Source organism: Microbacterium sp. NPDC064942 (assembly GCF_049545525.1).
GTDB lineage: Bacteria > Actinomycetota > Actinomycetes > Actinomycetales > Microbacteriaceae > Microbacterium > Microbacterium gawkjiense.
In genome coordinates, this window is the sequence record NZ_JBMWDR010000002.1 from 203413 (window position 1) to 219823 (window position 16411).

The following is a 16411-nucleotide window of genomic DNA, read 5'->3' on the forward strand; positions in this document are numbered from 1 at the left end:
GGTATACATGGAGGCATGGCCGTCCGCACTCCCGACCCCGACCCGAACGAGCGCGACGACGAGGGGGCCGCGCGCGATCCGCTGCGGGGGCTCGGCTCGTCGATGGGGCGTCCCGGCTCGGCGAGCAATCCGGCCTGGTTGAGCGACGTCGAGCTCGCGGAGGCGCGTCGGCGTCTGCCGATGCTCTACGTCGAGGCGGTGCCGGTGCGCCTGGACGGCATGGGAGCGGTGACCGAGGTCGGCATCCTGCTGCGCGCGACCCCGATGGGGGAGATCTCCCGCACGATCGTGTCGGGCCGTGTGCGGTACGGCGAGACGGTGCGCGACGCGCTGTTCCGTCACCTCGAGAACGACCTCGGCCCGATGGCCTTCCCGCTGCTGCCGCCGCAGCCCGCGCCGTTCACGGTCGCGGAGTACTTCCCGATCCCGGGCGTCAGCGCGTTCCACGACGACCGGCAGCACGCGGTGTCTCTCGCCTTCGTCGTGCCGGTGACGGGAACGTGCGAACCGCGTCAGGACGCCCTCGAGGTGACGTGGATGTCGCCCGAGGAGGCGGCATCCGACGCCCTCGCCGCCGAGATGGAGGGCGGCCGGTCGACGCTCGTGCGGCAGGCGCTGGCCTCGGTCGGCGCCCTGCGCTGAGCCTCAGCCGCGCGTGAGGCGCGAGAGCTCGGCGACGAACGCGTCGACGTCCGACTCGGTCGTGTCGAACGAGCACATCCAGCGCACCTCGTTCATCGAGGCATCCCAGTCGTAGAAGCGGAACGACTCGCGCAGCCGGTCGGCGACGCCGTCGGGCAGGATCGCGAACACGCCGTTGGCCTGCGTGGGCTGGCTGAACCGCACCCCGGCGATCGACCCGTCCGCGAGCCCGGCCTCGACGGCGGCACGCAGGCGCGCGGCCATCGCGTTGGCGTGGCGGGCGTTGCGCAGGTAGAGGTCGTCCTCGTACAGCGCGATCAGCTGCGCCGAGACGAAGCGCATCTTCGACGAGAGCTGCATGTTGAGCTTGCGCAGGAAGGGGAGCCCGGCGGATGCCGCGGGGTCGAGCACGACGATCGCCTCGGCCGCGAGCGCGCCGTTCTTCGTGCCGCCGGCGCTGACGACGTCGACGCCCGCGTCGAGCGTGAACGCGCGGATCGGCAGGTCGAGCGCGGCGGCCGCGTTCGAGAGCCGTGCGCCGTCGAGGTGCAGGCGCATGCCGCGCGCGTGCGCGTGGTCGGCGAGGGCCCGGATCTCGTCGGGCGTGTAGAGGGTGCCGAGCTCGGTCGACTGCGTGATCGAGACGACGAGCGGCTGCGCGCGGTGCTCGTCGCCCCAGCCCCACGCCTCGCGGTCGACGAGCTCGGGGGTGAGCTTGCCGTCGTCGGTGGGCACGTTCAGGATCTTGATGCCCGCGACCTTCTCGGGAGCACCGCCCTCGTCGACGTTGATGTGGGCGGTGGATGCCGCGACCACGGCGCCCCAGCGCGGGAGCATCGACTGCAGGCCGGTGACGTTCGCCCCGGTGCCGTTGAAGACGGGAAACGCCTGCGCGTCGTCGCCGAAGTGGCGGGCGAACACCTGCTGCAGGCGCTCGGTGTAGAGGTCCTCGCCGTAGGCGATCTGGTGTCCGTCGTTCGCTGCGGCGAGGGCCGCCAGCACCTCGGGGTGCACACCTGAGTAGTTGTCGCTGGCGAAGGAACGGATCGTCGGGTCGTGGAGCGTCGTCACCCCTCCAGCCTAGGTCGCGTGCGGACTCTCTTTCCGGTGTCGGAGGCCGGCGATACCCTCGCGGCATGAGCGACGCGACGCCGGCATCCCGCACCGTCCCGCCCGGCGGCATGCGCACGTTCCTGCACGTGCTGGTGAACACGGCCGTCGCGAACGTCACGACGAGCTTCCTGTGGTTCGCCCTGACCTTCTGGGTGTACCTCGAGACCGAGTCCGTGCTCGCGACGGGCATCATCGGCGGCGCCTACATGCTGCTGCTCGCGATCTTCGGCATGGTCTTCGGCACCCTCGTCGACCGGTTCCGCAAGCACGCCGTCATGGTGTTCTCCGGGGTCTTCACCCTCGCCGCCTTCCTCGCCGCCGGTGCGATCTACCTCGCGCAGCCCGAGTCGGCGATCCTCGACCTCGGCGGCCACTGGTTCTGGCTCTTCTCGGGCATCATCCTCATCGGCGCGGTGGTCGAGAATCTCCGCAACATCGCCCTGTCGACGACCGTGACGCTGCTGGTCCCCACCGAGCGCCACGCCAACGCGAACGGGCTCGTCGGCACCGTGCAGGGCATCGCGTTCATCGTGACGAGCGCCCTGTCGGGCCTCGCGGTCGGCTTCGTCGGCATGGGCGGCACGCTCGCCGTCGCGATCGCCTTCACCGCGGTCCCGCTCGTCCACCTGTTGTTCGTGCGCATCACCGAAGGCGCGCCGACGCCCGACCCGGGCTCGAAGATCCTCGACGTCCGGGGCGCGGCGGCGGCCATCCGTGCCGTCCCCGGGCTGTTCGCGCTCATCCTCTTCTCCACCTTCAACAACCTCATCGGCGGCCTCTACATGGCGCTGATGGACCCCTACGGTCTCGAGCTCTTCGACGTGAAGATCTGGGGCGTCGTCCTCGCGGTGACCGCGACCGGCTTCCTCATCGGCGGCGGCATCGTCGCCGCGAAGGGACTCGGCACGAAACCGATCCGCACGCTCCTGCTCGCGGTCGCGGCGATGGGACTGCTCGGCGCGGTCTTCACCCTGCGGGAGTGGTGGTGGCTCTACGCGCTGGGAATCTGGGCGTACATGACGCTCGTCCCCGTGATCGAGTCCGCCGAGCAGACCGTCATCCAGAAGGTCGTGCCGTTCGAGCGCCAGGGCCGGGTGTTCGGCGCCGCGACGGCCCTCGAGGTGTCGACCGGGCCGATCACGTCGTTCGCGATCGCCCCGATCGCCGAGTTCTGGATCATCCCCGCCCTGCGCACCGACGAGGGCCGGCGCACCTGGTCGTGGCTGCTCGGCGAGGGCGAGATGCGCGGGATCGCGCTCATCTTCCTCATCGGCGGGCTCGTCATGGTGGCCGCGGCGCTCGCCGCCTTCCTCTCCCGCTCCTACCGGACGCTCTCGGCCGAGTACCGCGAGGCGCCCGAGACGACCGAAGCGGATGCCGCGGCCCCCGGCATCCCGTCGTCGTCACGCGAAGCCGCGGGCGGCGTCGCGAGCGAGTGACCGTGCGGGCACTGAACCGCGGCGGCCGGCATCCCCCCGGAGCCGGCCGCCGGCGGATCAGGCGTCGGTGGCCCGTATGCCGGCCACGCCGGCGATCACGGGACGCATCTTCTTCTCGAGGGCCTCGAAGAACATCGACAGCGGGAACTCGTCGTCGAGGACCGCGTCGGTGTAGCCCTTCGGGGGACCGGCCAGGATCTCGTCCGACAGGCCGCGGGCCCACTGCGAGGCGGGGTGGGGGGTGACCGTCTGGCGGACGAGGTCGTAGGCGGCGAGCCAGTGCGCGACCTTCGGGCGGTCGATCGACTCCCAGTAGAGCCGGTCGATCGCGTCGCTCAGGGCGATGACGGCGTCGGCGACGCGGTCCCACTCGAACGCCAGCGAGGTGTCGGTCCAGTGCAGCACGCCGCGCTGGTGCAGCCACGCGAACAGCAGCTGCCCGCCGAGTCCGTCGTAGTTGCGCACGCGCGTGCCGGTGATCGCGAAGCGGAAGATGCGGTCGAAGATGACGGCGTACTGGACGAGGCCGGCGTGCTCGAGCATCTCGGTCTCGGCATCCGTCAGCTGGGTCTTCGCCGACAGGTCCTTCTCGATGGCGACGCATTCGCGGAAGGCGGTGAGGTCGCAGCGCAGCTCCTCGAGCGAGTACAGGAAGAACGGCATCCGCTGCTTGATCATGAACGGGTCGAACGGCAGGTCGCCGCGCATGTGCGTGCGGTCGTGGATGAGGTCCCACATGACGAAGGTCTTCTCGGCGAGACGCTGGTCGTCGAGCAGCCGCGCGGCGGCGTCGGGCAGGTCGAGCCGGGTGATGTCCGCGGCGGCGCGCACGACGCGGCGGTAGCGGGCCGCCTCGCGGTCCTGGAAGATCGCGCCCCACGTGAAGGTCGGGATCTCGCGCATCGCGACGGTCTCGGGGAAGAGTACGGCCGAGTTCGTGTCGTAGCCGGGCGTGAAGTCGAGCAGGCGGAACGACACGAACAGGCGGTTCGTGTAGGTCTGCTCGAGCTCGGCGATGAACTCGGGCCAGATCGTCTCGACGAGGACGGCCTCGACCTTGCGGTCGCGGGTGCCGTTCTGCGTGTACATCGGGAAGACCACGAGGTGGCGCAGTCCGTCGATGCGGTGCTCCTGCGGCTGGAAGGCGACGAGCGAGTCGAGGAAGTCCGGGACGCCGAAGCCCTCCGAGACCCAGCGGTCGAAGTCCGCGACGCTCGCTTCGAGGTAGGCGGCGTCGTGCGGGAAGGCAGGGGAGAGCGAGCGGATGCCGGCGGTGATCGCCTCGACGTGGCGGCGGGCGGCGTCGTGGTCGGCGGCGTCGGGCACCGAGCCGTCGGTGGTCTGCAGTTCCTGCAGGGCGGTCGCGGCATCCCGCAGCATCGCCCAGGCCGTGGAGGTCTCGGCCGTGCGGGCGTCCTCGACGACCTCGGGCATCCCGATGATCGTCGGCGCAGTGGTGACGGTGCTCATGGTGGACCTCCTGTCGATTCCTCACGGTTTCCTCGCGCTGTTGCGGGAAGATTTCCGGTCATTTCAGCGTAAGGCCGTAAGGATCTCGTATGCAACCCGCCTGCGGTACGGTCGGAGCGTGGCCGCAGACGAGACCGACACCCCCGACACCGCGATCATCGCCGCCCTCTCGGCCAACGCGCGCGCGACGCTCAACGAGCTGTCCGCCGTCGCCGGGCTCTCGGTCTCGGCGACGCAGGCGCGCGTGCGCCGGCTCGAAGCGCGCGGGCTCATCTCGGGGTACCGCGCCGTCATCGACCCCGAGGTCGCGGGCAAGCCGCTCGCCGCGTTCGTCGAGATCACCCCGCTCGACCCCGGGCAGCCCGACAACGCCCCCGAGCTCATCGCGCACCTCGATGAGATCGAGGCGTGCCACTCGATCGCCGGCGACGCGGCGTACATGCTGTTCGTGCGCGTGGCCACCCCGCGCGACCTCGAGCGGCTGATCCGCGACATCCGCTCGGCCGCCTCGGTGGGCACCCGCACGACCGTCGTCCTGCAGACCTTCTTCGAGCACCGTCCGCTCTCGCCGGCCTGACCCGCCCCCGCCCCTCACCGCCGAGTCACCACTCGGTTGCCGAATCACCATCGCGATGTCGCCAATTCGGTGGTGATTCGGCACAGGGGCGGTGATTCGGCGCCGGGCGGTGCGCGTCGGCGAACCGCGTGCGGGTGTCAAGGGGAGGCGGCGGACCCCGAGGAAGCCTACCGTGGCGGCATGAGCGACACCCCGATCGGTTTCGAGGTCCTCGTCGTCGCCAACGCCCGCTCGGGCGCCTCTCTCGGGCGACCCGATCGCGTCCCAGGCGTGCAGCGACGGATGCCGGGCGCCACCGTGCACCGCCTGGGTGAGGACGAGACCCTCGACGACGTCGTCGCGGCGGCTGTGGCCGACGACAGTCCGCCGCGGGTCCTCGCGATCCTCGGCGGCGATGGGTCGGTCTCGCGCGCCGCGCACCTCGCGCGCCGCCACGACCTCACTCTCCTGGTGCTGCCGAACGGCACGTTCAACCACTTCGCGCGCTCGGCGGGGATCGAGGACGTCGACGCCGGGCTCGATGCCTACGCGGCGGGACACGTGCGTCCGGTCGCGGTCGCCGAGGTCTCGGTCGACGGCGGCGATCCGATCACGGTCCTCAACGCGGTCTCGCTCGGAGCGTACCCCGAGTTCCTCGCCGAGCGCGAGCGCCGCACGAGCCTCGGCAAGTGGTGGGGCGGCGCGGTCGCCGCCTGGCGCGAGGTTCACGGTGCCCACCCCGTCGACGTCGTCCGCGGCGGCAAGCGCGCCCGCGTGTGGTCGGTGTTCGCGGGCGTCGGGCGCAACGACCCCGACCACATCGCGACGATGCAGCGGGCCACCCTGCACGACGCCGTCATCGACGTCCGCGTCCACCACGCCCGCGGGTCGCGGCTGCGCGCCGTCGCCTCGCTCGCCTTCGGCAAGAACACCGTCAAGGTCCTCCGCGCGCTGCGGGTGATGCCCCCGGCATCCGATCTGGAACGGATCCTCGACGACGACTTCGAACTCGAGGTGGCCGCCGGCAGCGCGCCCGACATCTGGGTGCACGACGGCGAGCTCGAAGAGGTCGGCGCCGACGGATTCCGGATGCGGGTGCGCGCGGTCGCGGACGGTCTGCGGGTCTACCTCCCCGCCGCCGACGGCTGAGCGCGGGATACATCCCGGGGCGGATGCCGCGCCGCCGCCGACCGCGTAGCGTCGAAGGAGTGTTCCGCAAGCTCCGCCCCTACCAGGCCGCCGTCGATGCGGCCGTCGCGATGCTGTTCGCGCTGGTGGCGCTGCCGTACGAGCTGAACACCGGCACGATGACGTCGCCCATCGGCGGGTGGTCGGCGGTCCCGGTCGTCTTCCTCCTGGCGGGCGCCCTCGGCCTGCGACGATTCTCGCCGGGTCTCGCGCTCGCCGTCGCCTGGGTCGGCGCCGTCGTGCAGATGGGTCTGGGCCGGGGGCCGAGCTTCGCCGACATCGCGATCTTCGCCGTCCTGTACGCGACGGCGGCCTACGGGTCGCGCCGCGTCTTCTGGTTGGGGCTGTCCTCCGTCGTCCTCGGCGCCGGGACCATCACGGCCTACCTCTTCCGCTGGGCGTACCTCGGCACGGGCTCGCTGTCCGACATCCCGACCCTGATCTTCGTCCTGCTCGCCGCCCTCTTCGCTCTCGGTCTCTCGTGGACCGCCGGCGCTCTCGTCCGCACCGCCCTCCGCGCGCGAGCGAACCGCGCGGCGCAGTCGCGGGCCGAGGAGGAGACCGCGGCCGAGCAGGAGCGCACCCGCATCGCGCGCGACATGCACGACATCGTCGCGCACTCACTGGCCGTCATCATCGCGCAGTCCGACGGCGCGCGGTACGCGGCAGCATCCGATCCGAAGGCGCAGTCCGACGCCCTCGGCACGATCTCGTCGACGGCCCGGGCCGCGCTGTCGGACGTGCGCCTGCTGCTCACCCAGATGCGACACTCGCAGGCCGAGGGGCCGCAGCCGACGCTCGCCGACCTCGAGCAGCTGTACGCGCAGGTGCGGGCGGCGGGCACGCCGCTGCGCGTCGACGTCGACCCCGCCCCCACCGCCGAGGTGCCCGCCTCGGTGCAGCTCGCCGTGTACCGGATCCTGCAGGAGGCCCTGACCAACGCGATCCGCCACGGCGGCGACGGTGGAGTCGACGTCGCGCTCGCGTGGCATCCCGACCGCGTCGACCTGTCGGTGCGGAACGACCTCGTCGACGTGTCGACGGGTGAGAAGCGCGCCCCCGGGCACGGGCTCATCGGCATGCGCGAGCGGGCGCAGCTGATCGGCGGCCGCCTGGACGCCGCCCCCGCCGGAACGTCCTTCCTCGTGTCGGGATCGCTGCCGATCGGCGCACCCGCCGCATGACCCCCACTGGAGACCCCGCATGACCCCGATCCGCGTCGTCCTCGTCGACGACCAGGCCCTCTTCCGCGCCGGCATCCGCATGGTCGTCGCCTCGCAGCCCGACCTCGAGGTCGTCGGCGAGGCCTCCGACGGCGCGCAGGCCATCGAGGTCGTCCGCGCGACCCGGCCCGACGTCGTGATGATGGACATCCGGATGCCGGTGATGGACGGACTCGCCGCGACCGAGGCGCTGCTGGCCGACCCCGACCCGCCCAAGGTCGTCATGCTCACGACGTTCGACCTCGACGAGGCCGCCGCGCGCGCGATCCAGCGCGGCGCCAGCGGGTTCCTGCTGAAGGACGCCGACCCCGAGTTCCTGCTCGCCGCGATCCGCACGGTCCACGCCGGGTCGTCGGTCATCGCCGCCGCCGCGACCCGCGACCTGTTCGCCTCGCTCGGCGGTCCGACCCGTCCGGTCCCGCCCGCCTTCGACGCCCTCACCGAGCGCGAGCGCGAGATCTTCGGGCTCGCGGCGCGGGGCCTGTCCAACGCCGAGATCGCCGCGCGCGAGTTCCTCTCCGAGGCCACCGTGAAGACGCATGTCAGCCGCATCCTCGCCAAGTTGAGCCTGCGCGACCGCGTGCAGCTCGTCGTCTTCGCGTTCGAGCACGGCCTGGCCTGACCCACCGTCGCGACGGGGGATGCCGGATCATCCTCACGATGTACGCGGAGGCACCGTCAGGCCGACGCGGCGCGGGCGGCCTCCTCCGTAGCGTCGAAGACATGGAGATCACGACCACCGACCTGGGCCTCGCCGCCCGCGTCCAGCACCTGACCAAGACCTACGGCGGGGGCGAGTCGATCGTCCGCGCACTCGACGACGTGACCGTCGGCATCCGCCGCGGGGAGTTCACCGCGATCATGGGCCCGTCGGGCTCGGGCAAGTCCACCCTCATGCACATCATGGCGGGACTCGACGCCCCGGCCTCCGGCCGCGTCTGGATCGGCGACACCGACATCACGGGCCTGTCCGACGTCGAGCTGACGATCCTGCGCCGCCGCCGGGTGGGCTTCGTCTTCCAGTCCTTCAACCTGGTCCCGACCCTCGATGCGATCGGCAACATCCTGCTGCCCTTCGACCTCGACGGTCGCCGGCCGACCACGCAGGAGCGCGCCCGCATCGACGGACTCGTCGAGACACTGGGCCTCGGCCCGCGTCTGCGGCACCGCCCCCACCAGCTCTCGGGCGGGCAGCAGCAGCGCGTCGCGATCGCCCGCGCCCTCGCGACGGCACCCGACCTCGTCTTCGCCGACGAGCCGACCGGCAACCTCGACTCCCGCAGCGGGCGCGAGGTGCTCTCGCTGCTCGCCGCCGCGAGCACCGAGCACGGTCAGTCCATCGCCATGGTCACGCACGACCCGGTCGCCGCGTCGTACGCCGATCGCGTGCTGTTCCTCGGCGACGGCCGCATCGTCGCCGACAAGCCCCGTCAGAGCGCCGAGCAGATCTCGGCCCACATGCTCAGCGCGGAGGTGACCGCGTGACCGCGCTCGCCGCTCCGGCCGCCCCCGTCACCGCCGTGCCGGAGCCCGCTCGGACCTCTCGGCTCGCCTGGTTGCGGGAACGCGGGATGGGGGCCACGATCCTCGTCTCGGCCATCTCGACCGCGTTCGGTGTCGTTCTGCTCTCGGCCACCGGGTACCTCTCGAACGCGCTTGGGTCGAACCCGGAGTACGGGGACTCCGGCACGATGACCCTCGTGCTGATGCTGCTCAGCGGCATCCTGCTCGCCGTCGCCGTCTACGTCGCCGCCATCGTCACCGCGAACACGTTCTCGACGATCATCGCCGGCCGCACGCGGCGTATCGCCCTCCTCCGCCTCATCGGCGCGACCGCCCGTTCGCAGCGCGCCGAGGTCGCGACGCAGGGTCTCGCGGTCGGCGCGATCGGTGCCGTCCTCGGCCTCGTCCTCACGACCCTCGCGATGCTTCCGGCCGTCCCGCTCCTCGACCGGGCGCTGGGGGTGACGAGCAACTGGTCCCCCGTCCAGGCAACCCTGCTCGTGCCGGCCGTCGCCGTCGCCCTCACGACGTGGATCGCCGCGTGGTCGGGGTCGCGTCGGGTGCTCACCGTCACGCCGCTCCAGGCGCTCGGCGGATCGGTCGAGCGCTCGCGGGAGGAGATCGCCGAGAATCGTGGGCGCAAGGTCGCCGCCCTCGTCCTCGGTGTGATCGGCGCCGTCCTGCTGGGCGGGGGACCGTTGCTCGGGCTGCTGAGCCCGATCGGTGTGCTCGTCGCCTTCTTCGGCGGGCTGTGCAGCTTCACCGCCGTCTCGATCAGCGCGGTCTCGATCATGCCGCCGCTGCTGAAGGCCACCGGCCGCTTCTTCGGGAAGTCGGTCACGGCGCGGCTGGCCGCCGAGAACGCCGTCCGGTACCCGGAGCGGTCGAGTCGCATGGCCATCGGCGTCGTCATGGGCGTCGCGCTCGTCGTGATGTTCGCGGTCGCGGCCGAGTCGGCCAAGTCCCTCGTCACCGCCTCGAGCGGCGGCGAACCCGACGCAGCCTTCAACCAGATGATGGACACCTTCTCGACGGTCATGATGTCTCTCGTCGCCGTCAGTGCGGTGATCGCGGCGGTCGGCCTCGTGAACCTCCTCACGATCGGCATCGTGCAGCGCAAGCGTGAGCTCGGGCTCCTGCGGGCGCTGGGTCTCACCTCGGCGCAGATCCGCCGGATGGTCCTCATCGAGGCGGCGCACGTCACGGTCACGGCGCTGCTGTTCGGGCTCGTCCTCGGCGTCCTCTACGGCTGGGTCGCCGCGCAGTCGCTGCTCGGCTCGGTCGCGATGCCGCCGCTGTGGCAGTCGCCGACGTTCGTCGCACCCGCGATCCCGCTGCTGCCGGTGGCGATCGTGATCGTCGCCACCGCCGCCCTCACCCTCGGCGCCGCCGTCGCCCCGACGCGGATCGCGACCCGCACGGTGCCCGTCGAGGCTCTGTCGGAGTAGGCGCCCCGTCGCGCGCAGATCGTCGCCCCTTCGTGTGACCAGTCCGGGTCACGCGGAGGGGCGGCATCCGTCCGTCAGTCGGTCTCCGCGGCGGGCGGGTCGTACGACCAGGTCGGGGCGAGGGCCCGCAGGCGGATGCCGCGGTACTGCCACGCCGCCCACAGCATCGGCCACAGCGGCAGCGCCGCGATCCCGCCGATCGTGAGGCGATCGCGCCACAGCGTCCGCGACGGATCGCCCGGCAGCGGGCTGACCGCCATCTGGTGGTCCCAGACGTCGAGCGCCGCGAGGGGACCGGTGAGCGGGATGCCGCTGTCCCGGAAGATCCGCACCGGACCGTTCGCGTCCTCGGTGTAGCGGTCGCTCGCGTGGATCAGCTGCTGACCGACGGGGAGGAGGCCGAGGGCGCGGATCTCGACCGGGACGTCGGCGCCCGGCTCGAACGAGGTCGGGAGCGACGCGGCCATCGGCGCCATGTCGAGGAGCGGTCCGTACAGCTCGGTGACCGCCCGCGGCGAGTGCAGGGCGCGCCACGCCGCATCCGCGGTGCAGTCGAGTTCGAGTTTCAGCAGGATCCGCATGCCTCCACTCTCGCATTCCGGCGGGGGAGTCGGTACGTTGGGAGCGCTCCCATACTTCCGTCGCCTCGGCGACCCTTGCGAAAGACCGCCATGCCCCTCGAACCCGCCATCGAATCCGGCGACCGCTCGCACACGCTCGCTCCCGTCGAGTCCGTTGCGCAGATCTCGTCGATGCTGCTCGACACCGACCCGACCCTCGATCCCGCCCTCGCCGAGATCGCGCGGGCGACCGCCACCGAGGGTGTCGTGCTGCTGACCAACGACGGCACGCTGCCGCTCGGCGAGCGCACCGTCGCGGTCTTCGGGCGCGTGCAGGTGGACTGGTTCGCCGTCGGCTACGGCTCGGGCGGCGACGTCAAGGTGCCCTACATCTGGAACCTGCTCGCCGGGCTCCGCGACGCGGGCGTCCGCGTCGACGACGACCTCGCGACCCTGTACTCGACGTGGTCCGCCGAGAACCGGCCGGTGTTCACCGCCAACTGGGGCCAGTGGCCGCACCACTTCCCCGAGATGCCCATCGCCGACGCCGAGGTCGCGGCCGCGGCATCCCGTGCCGACACGGCGGTCGTCGCCATCGGCCGCGCGGCGGGCGAGGCGCGCGACAGCATCCTCGAGCCCGGCAGCTACTACCTGACGCCGGAGGAGAGCGCCCTCCTCGACGCCGTGACCGCGCACTTCGACCGTGTGGTGGTTGTCGTGGACGCGGGCAACGTGATGGACCTGTCGTGGGTCGTCGCGTACGGCGACCGGATCAGCGCCGTGCTGCTGGCCTGGCAGGGCGGCATGGAGGGTGCCCGCGCCGTCGCGGGGGTGCTCGCCGGCGAATCGGGCCCCAGCGGCAAGCTGACCGACACGATCGCCCTCAGCTACGAGGACTACCCCAGTGCGCCGAACTTCGGTCACCTCGACGTCAACGTCTACGCCGAGGACGTCTTCGTCGGCTACCGCTACTTCGAGACGTTCGCCCCCGACCGGGTGCTGTTCCCGTTCGGGCACGGCCTGTCGTACACGACGTTCGAGCTGGCGACGACGGTGACGACGGATGCCGGTGCCCTGACCCTCGAGGCCGTCGTCACCAACACGGGGGCCGTCGCCGGAAAGGAGGTCGTGCAGGTCTACACCGGCGCTCCGGACGGCGCCCTCGGCAAGCCCGCCCGTCAGCTCGCGGCGTTCGGCAAGACCGGGCTGCTCGCGCCCGGGGCGAGCGAGACGATCCGGCTCACGGTGCGTCTCGACGACCTCGCCTCGTACGACGACGCCGGCGCGACCGGTACCCGCAGCGCCTGGGTCCTCGAAGCCGGCGAGTACCCCGTGTTCGTGGGGACCGACGTGCGCTCGGCGACGCGCGTGGCGGCGTTCGACGTGCCCGAGACGCGGGTCGTGCGCACGGCCACCGAGGTCGCCGCCCCGGTCCTGCCCTTCGAGCGACTCACGCTCGCGCGAGCGGCAGACGGCTCGGCCGTCGTCGCCCACGAGACCGTCCCCACGCGCACCGTCGCGCGGGCCGACCGGATCCTCACCACCCTGCCCGCCGAGATCCCGCACACGGGCGACAGGGGTGTCGACCTCGCCGACGTCGCCGCGGGTGCGGCATCCCTCGACGACTTCGTCGCGCAGCTGAGCGATGAGGAACTGTCGCTCCTCGCCCGCGGCGACGTCACGATGGACAGCCCGCTGGGGGCCGCCGGCAACGCGGGCGTGCTGGGCGGGGTGTCCGAGTCGCTGCGCGCCAAGGGCGTGCCGCCGATCACGACGACCGACGGGCCGAGCGGCATCCGCCTCGCGGCCTACGCCTCGTTGCTGCCCTCGGGGACGGCGTTCGCCTCGACCTGGAACGTCCCGCTCATCGAGGAGCTCGCTGCGCTGCACGGCCAGGAGATGCTGCGCAAGGGCTCGGACGTGCTGCTCAGCCCGGGCATGAACATCCACCGCGACCCCCTGTGCGGGCGCAACTTCGAGTACTTCAGCGAGGACCCGGTCGTCTCGGGACGCATCGCCGCCGCCGTCGTGCGCGGCGTGCAGAGCACCGGACTCGCCGCCTGCCCGAAGCACTTCGCCGCGAACAACCAGGAGACCAACCGCACCCGCAACGACTCGCGGGTCTCCGAACGCGCCCTGCGCGAGATCTACCTGCGCGGCTTCGAGATCTGCGTGCGCGAAGCCGCGCCCCGCGTGATCATGACGTCGTACAACCAGATCAACGGGGTGTGGGCGCACTACCACCACGACCTCGCGACGGTCGTCCTGCGGGGCGAGTGGGGGTACGAGGGCACGGTCATCACCGACTGGTGGATCGAGGAGTCCGCCGACTCGGACTTCCCCGCCCTCGCGGACAACGCCTACCGCGTCCGTGCGCAGGTGGACGTCCTCATGCCCGGCGGGGTCAAGCGCGACGGCGCGCCGCAGGCGTACGCCGACACGTCGATCCTCGACTCGCTCGCCCGCGCGGACGGACTCACCCGCGGTGAACTGCAGCGCACGGCGCGGAACGTCCTCGGCCTCGCGCTCGCGCTGAAGCCGGTCGTCGACGCTCGTACGCTGGAGGGATGACCGCGAGCCCATTCGACCAGTCCCGCTACCAACTGCGTTTCGACTGGGGGCAGGAGGGCCTGCGCCGCCTCGCCCCCGCGGACGTGGTCGTCGTGGTCGACGTCCTGCGGTTCTCGTCGACCGTGTCGGCGCGGATCGTGGGCGGCGAGACCGTGCCGCACGACGACGCGGCCCACGCCGTTTCGCGCAACGGCGCCGCCGTCGCCTCGGCCGCCGCGGACGCGGGCGCGGTCGTCTTCCTGGGGTGCCTGCGCAACGCGACCGCGGTCGCGCACGCCGTGCTGGCCGAGCAGAACCGCCGCGCGGCGCGGACGAGCGTCAACGTGATCGCGGCGGGGGAGCTGTCCGGGCAGGGGGATGCCGCGGTCCTCCGCTTCTCGGTCGAGGACCAGCTGGGCGCGGGCGCGGTGTTCGCCGCCCTCGAGGCGCTCGGCCTCGACCATTCGTCGCCGGAGGCGGCGGCGGCATCCGAGTCCTTCCGCGGGCTCCGTTCCGCCGTCCGTCACCTGCTGACGGCGAGCGGCTCGGGGCAGGAGCTGCTCGAGGCCGACCGCCGCGCCGAGGTGCTCGCCGCCGCGGTCCACGACGCCGACGATGCGGTGCCGGTCCTGCGCGGCGGCGTGTGGCGGGCGTACGAGGCGATCAGCGCGGAGTGAGGGCGGCCCGCCGCGTCTCGGCGGTGATCTCGCGCCGCCGCCAGGTGATGAGGTGGCGCGGATCGAACGTCGGTGCGCAGCGTGCGCACGAGGTCGCCCGCGTGGCCTTGCGGTGCCGGTAGGCGACGTGCCCCGCGGGGCAGACCCCGACCCAGGGGGCGAGCTCGGTCGCCGTCTCGCCGCGGTGCGTCACGCCGCCGGTGTAGCCGAGCGAGCGCGCGATGCGCTTCCAGTCCGCGCCGTGCCCGGCGGCGGCCCCCGCGATCGCGTGGGCGATCTCGTGCAAGATCGTCTGCCGGTTGGTCTCGGCGTCGTACCGCGCGGCGAGGTAGCGCGAGAGCGTGATGCGCTTGCGCAGGTAGTCGCACGCGCCCGCGCGCCGTTTGGCGTTGTCGAACGCGAAGCTCCACGAGTCGTCGAGCAGCTGCCGCAGCAGGGACTCCGCCTCGCGGCGGACGTCGATCAGATCGCTCATGCCAGCACGATAGAACGGATGTACGACACTCGCCGGGAACGGCTCAGCTGGCGACCGTGGAACGGTTGCGGCGCCGGTCGACGGCGTCGATCGCGAGCAGCGTCGACTCGAGCTGCTCCTCGGGCGCTCCGGCCTCCTGCCGCAGGAAGAGCGCCTTCTTGAAGTCCGCGCGCGCCGACGCATCGTCGCCGGCGTCGAAGTGCACCTTCCCGCGGTGCTGGCAGCCGAACGCGGCCACCGCCGCCCAGCCCTGGCCCTCGGCCTCTTCGACGCACGTGTTGAGTTCGTGGATCGCGGCCGCGTAGGCGCCGCGGAACTGCTGGACGGTGGCGTGCAGCATCCGTGCGCGCAGCAGGTCCTTGCGTGTCCCGGCCATCCGCGCGAGACGGACCGACTCCTCCGACACCACGAGCGCGTCGTCGAGACGGCCGGTCACCTTGAGGAGCCACACCTTCTCGAGCATCGCCGCGAGGCTGCGCTGCTCGCCGAGCTCGACGAGCCGTGCCTGGCATTCGTCGAGGTCGACGATCTCTCGGAGTGTCTCCGGGTCGTATCCCTTGATGAAGCCCACGGCCAATCCTTCCCACCCAGCGACGTGTGCCTCCAGTGTCGCCGGGCGGGACCCGGAATCGGCTGAGGGCGCGCCGCGCGTCGTGGCCTCAGCGGTCGAAGACGGATGCGGCGGGCTTCGGCGACGGGGTGGCGTCGGCATCCGTCATGATCCGCGCATCGCGCGCGAACGCCTCGAGCTCGGCGCCGTGAGCGACCTTCGCGGGGTGCGGCCCCGCCGCCATGAGCCGCGGCAGCCAGTCCATCGGCAGCGGAGCGGGAGAGGCGGCGATCACGATGTTGCCGAACCGACCGCTCTTGAGTGTGCCGACCTCGGCGAGGATCACGACGTGCTCGAGCACCGAGCGCACGGTCGCGACCTGACGGCGCGCGAAGGCCAGCCCGCTGCCGTCGGCGATGTTGACGAGCAGGATGCCGGTGGGTGCGAGCAGCCCCGCGAGGATGCGGTAGTACTCCACGCTCGTGATGTGGGCGGGGGTCTGGGCGCCCGCGAACACGTCGGAGACGACGAGGTCGACGTTGCCGACGAGCCCCGCGGGCAGGCGCGCCGCGACGTCGCGCGCGTCGCCGATGCGTACCCGGAGCTGTCCAGTGCGGGGGAGCGGCAGGTGCGCGCGGACGAGGTCGACGAGCGCCTGCTCCAGCTCGATCACCTGCTGCCGCGACCCCGGCCGGGTGTGCTCGACGTACCGCGGCAGGGTCAGGGCGCCCGCACCGAGGTGCACGGCCGTGAGGGGCTCGCCCGGCATCCCGATCTGGTCGATCACCGCACCCATCCGGGCGACGTACTCGAAGTGGAGGTGCGACGGATCGTCGAGGTCCACGTGCGACTGGGGGGTCGTGTCGACGATCAGTTCCCAGCCGCCGGCGAAACGACCCGGCACGATGCGCGCCTGCCGGCCGTCGGACAGTCTCGCGACAGGCGGGTCGATCGGGTCGCGGGAGCGGGCCATTCGTCTACGGTAGCCCGCAGGAAGAAACACGATCGAGATGCAGA

Annotated in this window: 16 protein-coding genes; 10 read left to right on the forward strand and 6 right to left on the reverse strand. The window is 72.1% G+C overall.

Annotated features, from left to right (window positions below; translation table 11 throughout):
- The first annotated feature begins 15 nt into the window (after nt 1-15).
- The gene (locus tag ACPEH2_RS05300) at nt 16-642 is read left to right on the forward strand and encodes an NUDIX hydrolase family protein (RefSeq protein WP_217529510.1); all 627 of its coding nucleotides are present in this window, start codon (nt 16-18) and stop codon (nt 640-642) included.
- A gap of 3 nt (nt 643-645) precedes the next feature.
- Here the strand turns inward: ACPEH2_RS05300 and ACPEH2_RS05305 are convergent, their stop codons facing one another.
- The gene (locus tag ACPEH2_RS05305; protein ID WP_359920233.1) at nt 646-1713 is read right to left on the reverse strand and encodes a threonine aldolase family protein; all 1068 of its coding nucleotides are present in this window, start codon (nt 1711-1713) and stop codon (nt 646-648) included.
- Between the two features lie 65 nt (nt 1714-1778).
- Between ACPEH2_RS05305 and ACPEH2_RS05310 the strand changes: the two genes are divergently transcribed.
- Nucleotides 1779-3194 (forward strand): MFS transporter, encoded by a 1416-nt coding sequence (locus ACPEH2_RS05310; protein WP_359920236.1) that lies wholly within the window; start codon nt 1779-1781, stop codon nt 3192-3194.
- A 57-nt stretch (nt 3195-3251) separates the two neighbouring features.
- Here the strand turns inward: ACPEH2_RS05310 and ACPEH2_RS05315 are convergent, their stop codons facing one another.
- Entirely contained in the window at nt 3252-4664 is a 1413-nt protein-coding gene (locus tag ACPEH2_RS05315; RefSeq protein WP_423718382.1) for a DUF6421 family protein, read from the reverse strand.
- A gap of 118 nt (nt 4665-4782) precedes the next feature.
- On the opposite strand from ACPEH2_RS05315, the gene ACPEH2_RS05320 reads away from it, so the two are divergent.
- From ACPEH2_RS05320 to ACPEH2_RS05345, 6 genes are all read left to right on the forward strand, one after another.
- On the forward strand, nt 4783-5241 hold the full coding sequence (locus ACPEH2_RS05320; protein ID WP_359920242.1) for an Lrp/AsnC family transcriptional regulator: 459 nt from the start codon (nt 4783-4785) through the stop codon (nt 5239-5241).
- A 180-nt stretch (nt 5242-5421) separates the two neighbouring features.
- Nucleotides 5422-6369 (forward strand): diacylglycerol/lipid kinase family protein, encoded by a 948-nt coding sequence (locus tag ACPEH2_RS05325; RefSeq protein ID WP_359920245.1) that lies wholly within the window; start codon nt 5422-5424, stop codon nt 6367-6369.
- A gap of 59 nt (nt 6370-6428) precedes the next feature.
- Complete coding sequence (locus ACPEH2_RS05330; protein WP_359920247.1) at nt 6429-7592, forward strand: sensor histidine kinase; 1164 nt, start codon at nt 6429-6431, stop codon at nt 7590-7592.
- Nucleotides 7593-7611: 19 nt separating this feature from the next.
- On the forward strand, nt 7612-8253 hold the full coding sequence (locus ACPEH2_RS05335; protein WP_064003752.1) for a response regulator: 642 nt from the start codon (nt 7612-7614) through the stop codon (nt 8251-8253).
- A 101-nt stretch (nt 8254-8354) separates the two neighbouring features.
- On the forward strand, nt 8355-9116 hold the full coding sequence (locus tag ACPEH2_RS05340; RefSeq protein WP_217529498.1) for an ABC transporter ATP-binding protein: 762 nt from the start codon (nt 8355-8357) through the stop codon (nt 9114-9116).
- Entirely contained in the window at nt 9113-10582 is a 1470-nt protein-coding gene (locus tag ACPEH2_RS05345) for an FtsX-like permease family protein (RefSeq protein WP_359920250.1), read from the forward strand. The genes ACPEH2_RS05340 and ACPEH2_RS05345 overlap by 4 nt, the downstream gene beginning before the upstream one ends.
- A gap of 74 nt (nt 10583-10656) precedes the next feature.
- Here the strand turns inward: ACPEH2_RS05345 and ACPEH2_RS05350 are convergent, their stop codons facing one another.
- On the reverse strand, nt 10657-11163 hold the full coding sequence (locus ACPEH2_RS05350) for a hypothetical protein (RefSeq protein WP_359920252.1): 507 nt from the start codon (nt 11161-11163) through the stop codon (nt 10657-10659).
- A gap of 90 nt (nt 11164-11253) precedes the next feature.
- On the opposite strand from ACPEH2_RS05350, the gene ACPEH2_RS05355 reads away from it, so the two are divergent.
- Entirely contained in the window at nt 11254-13713 is a 2460-nt protein-coding gene (locus tag ACPEH2_RS05355) for a beta-glucosidase (protein WP_359920254.1), read from the forward strand.
- Entirely contained in the window at nt 13710-14369 is a 660-nt protein-coding gene (locus ACPEH2_RS05360) for a 2-phosphosulfolactate phosphatase (RefSeq protein ID WP_359920256.1), read from the forward strand. Before ACPEH2_RS05355 ends, ACPEH2_RS05360 begins: the two co-directional genes overlap by 4 nt.
- Here ACPEH2_RS05360 and ACPEH2_RS05365 read toward each other — a convergent pair.
- From ACPEH2_RS05365 to ACPEH2_RS05375, 3 genes are all read right to left on the reverse strand, one after another.
- Nucleotides 14356-14844: a SprT-like domain-containing protein gene (locus ACPEH2_RS05365; protein WP_217529482.1), complete on the reverse strand. Its 489-nt coding sequence runs from the start codon at nt 14842-14844 to the stop codon at nt 14356-14358. The genes ACPEH2_RS05360 and ACPEH2_RS05365 overlap by 14 nt on opposite strands.
- A 43-nt stretch (nt 14845-14887) precedes the next feature.
- Nucleotides 14888-15415 carry a hypothetical protein gene (locus ACPEH2_RS05370; RefSeq protein ID WP_064003759.1) on the reverse strand — a complete coding sequence of 176 codons (528 nt, stop codon included), beginning with the start codon at nt 15413-15415 and terminating at the stop codon, nt 14888-14890.
- An 88-nt stretch (nt 15416-15503) separates the two neighbouring features.
- On the reverse strand, nt 15504-16367 hold the full coding sequence (locus ACPEH2_RS05375; protein ID WP_253034819.1) for a spermidine synthase: 864 nt from the start codon (nt 16365-16367) through the stop codon (nt 15504-15506).
- Nucleotides 16368-16411 lie beyond the last annotated feature (44 nt).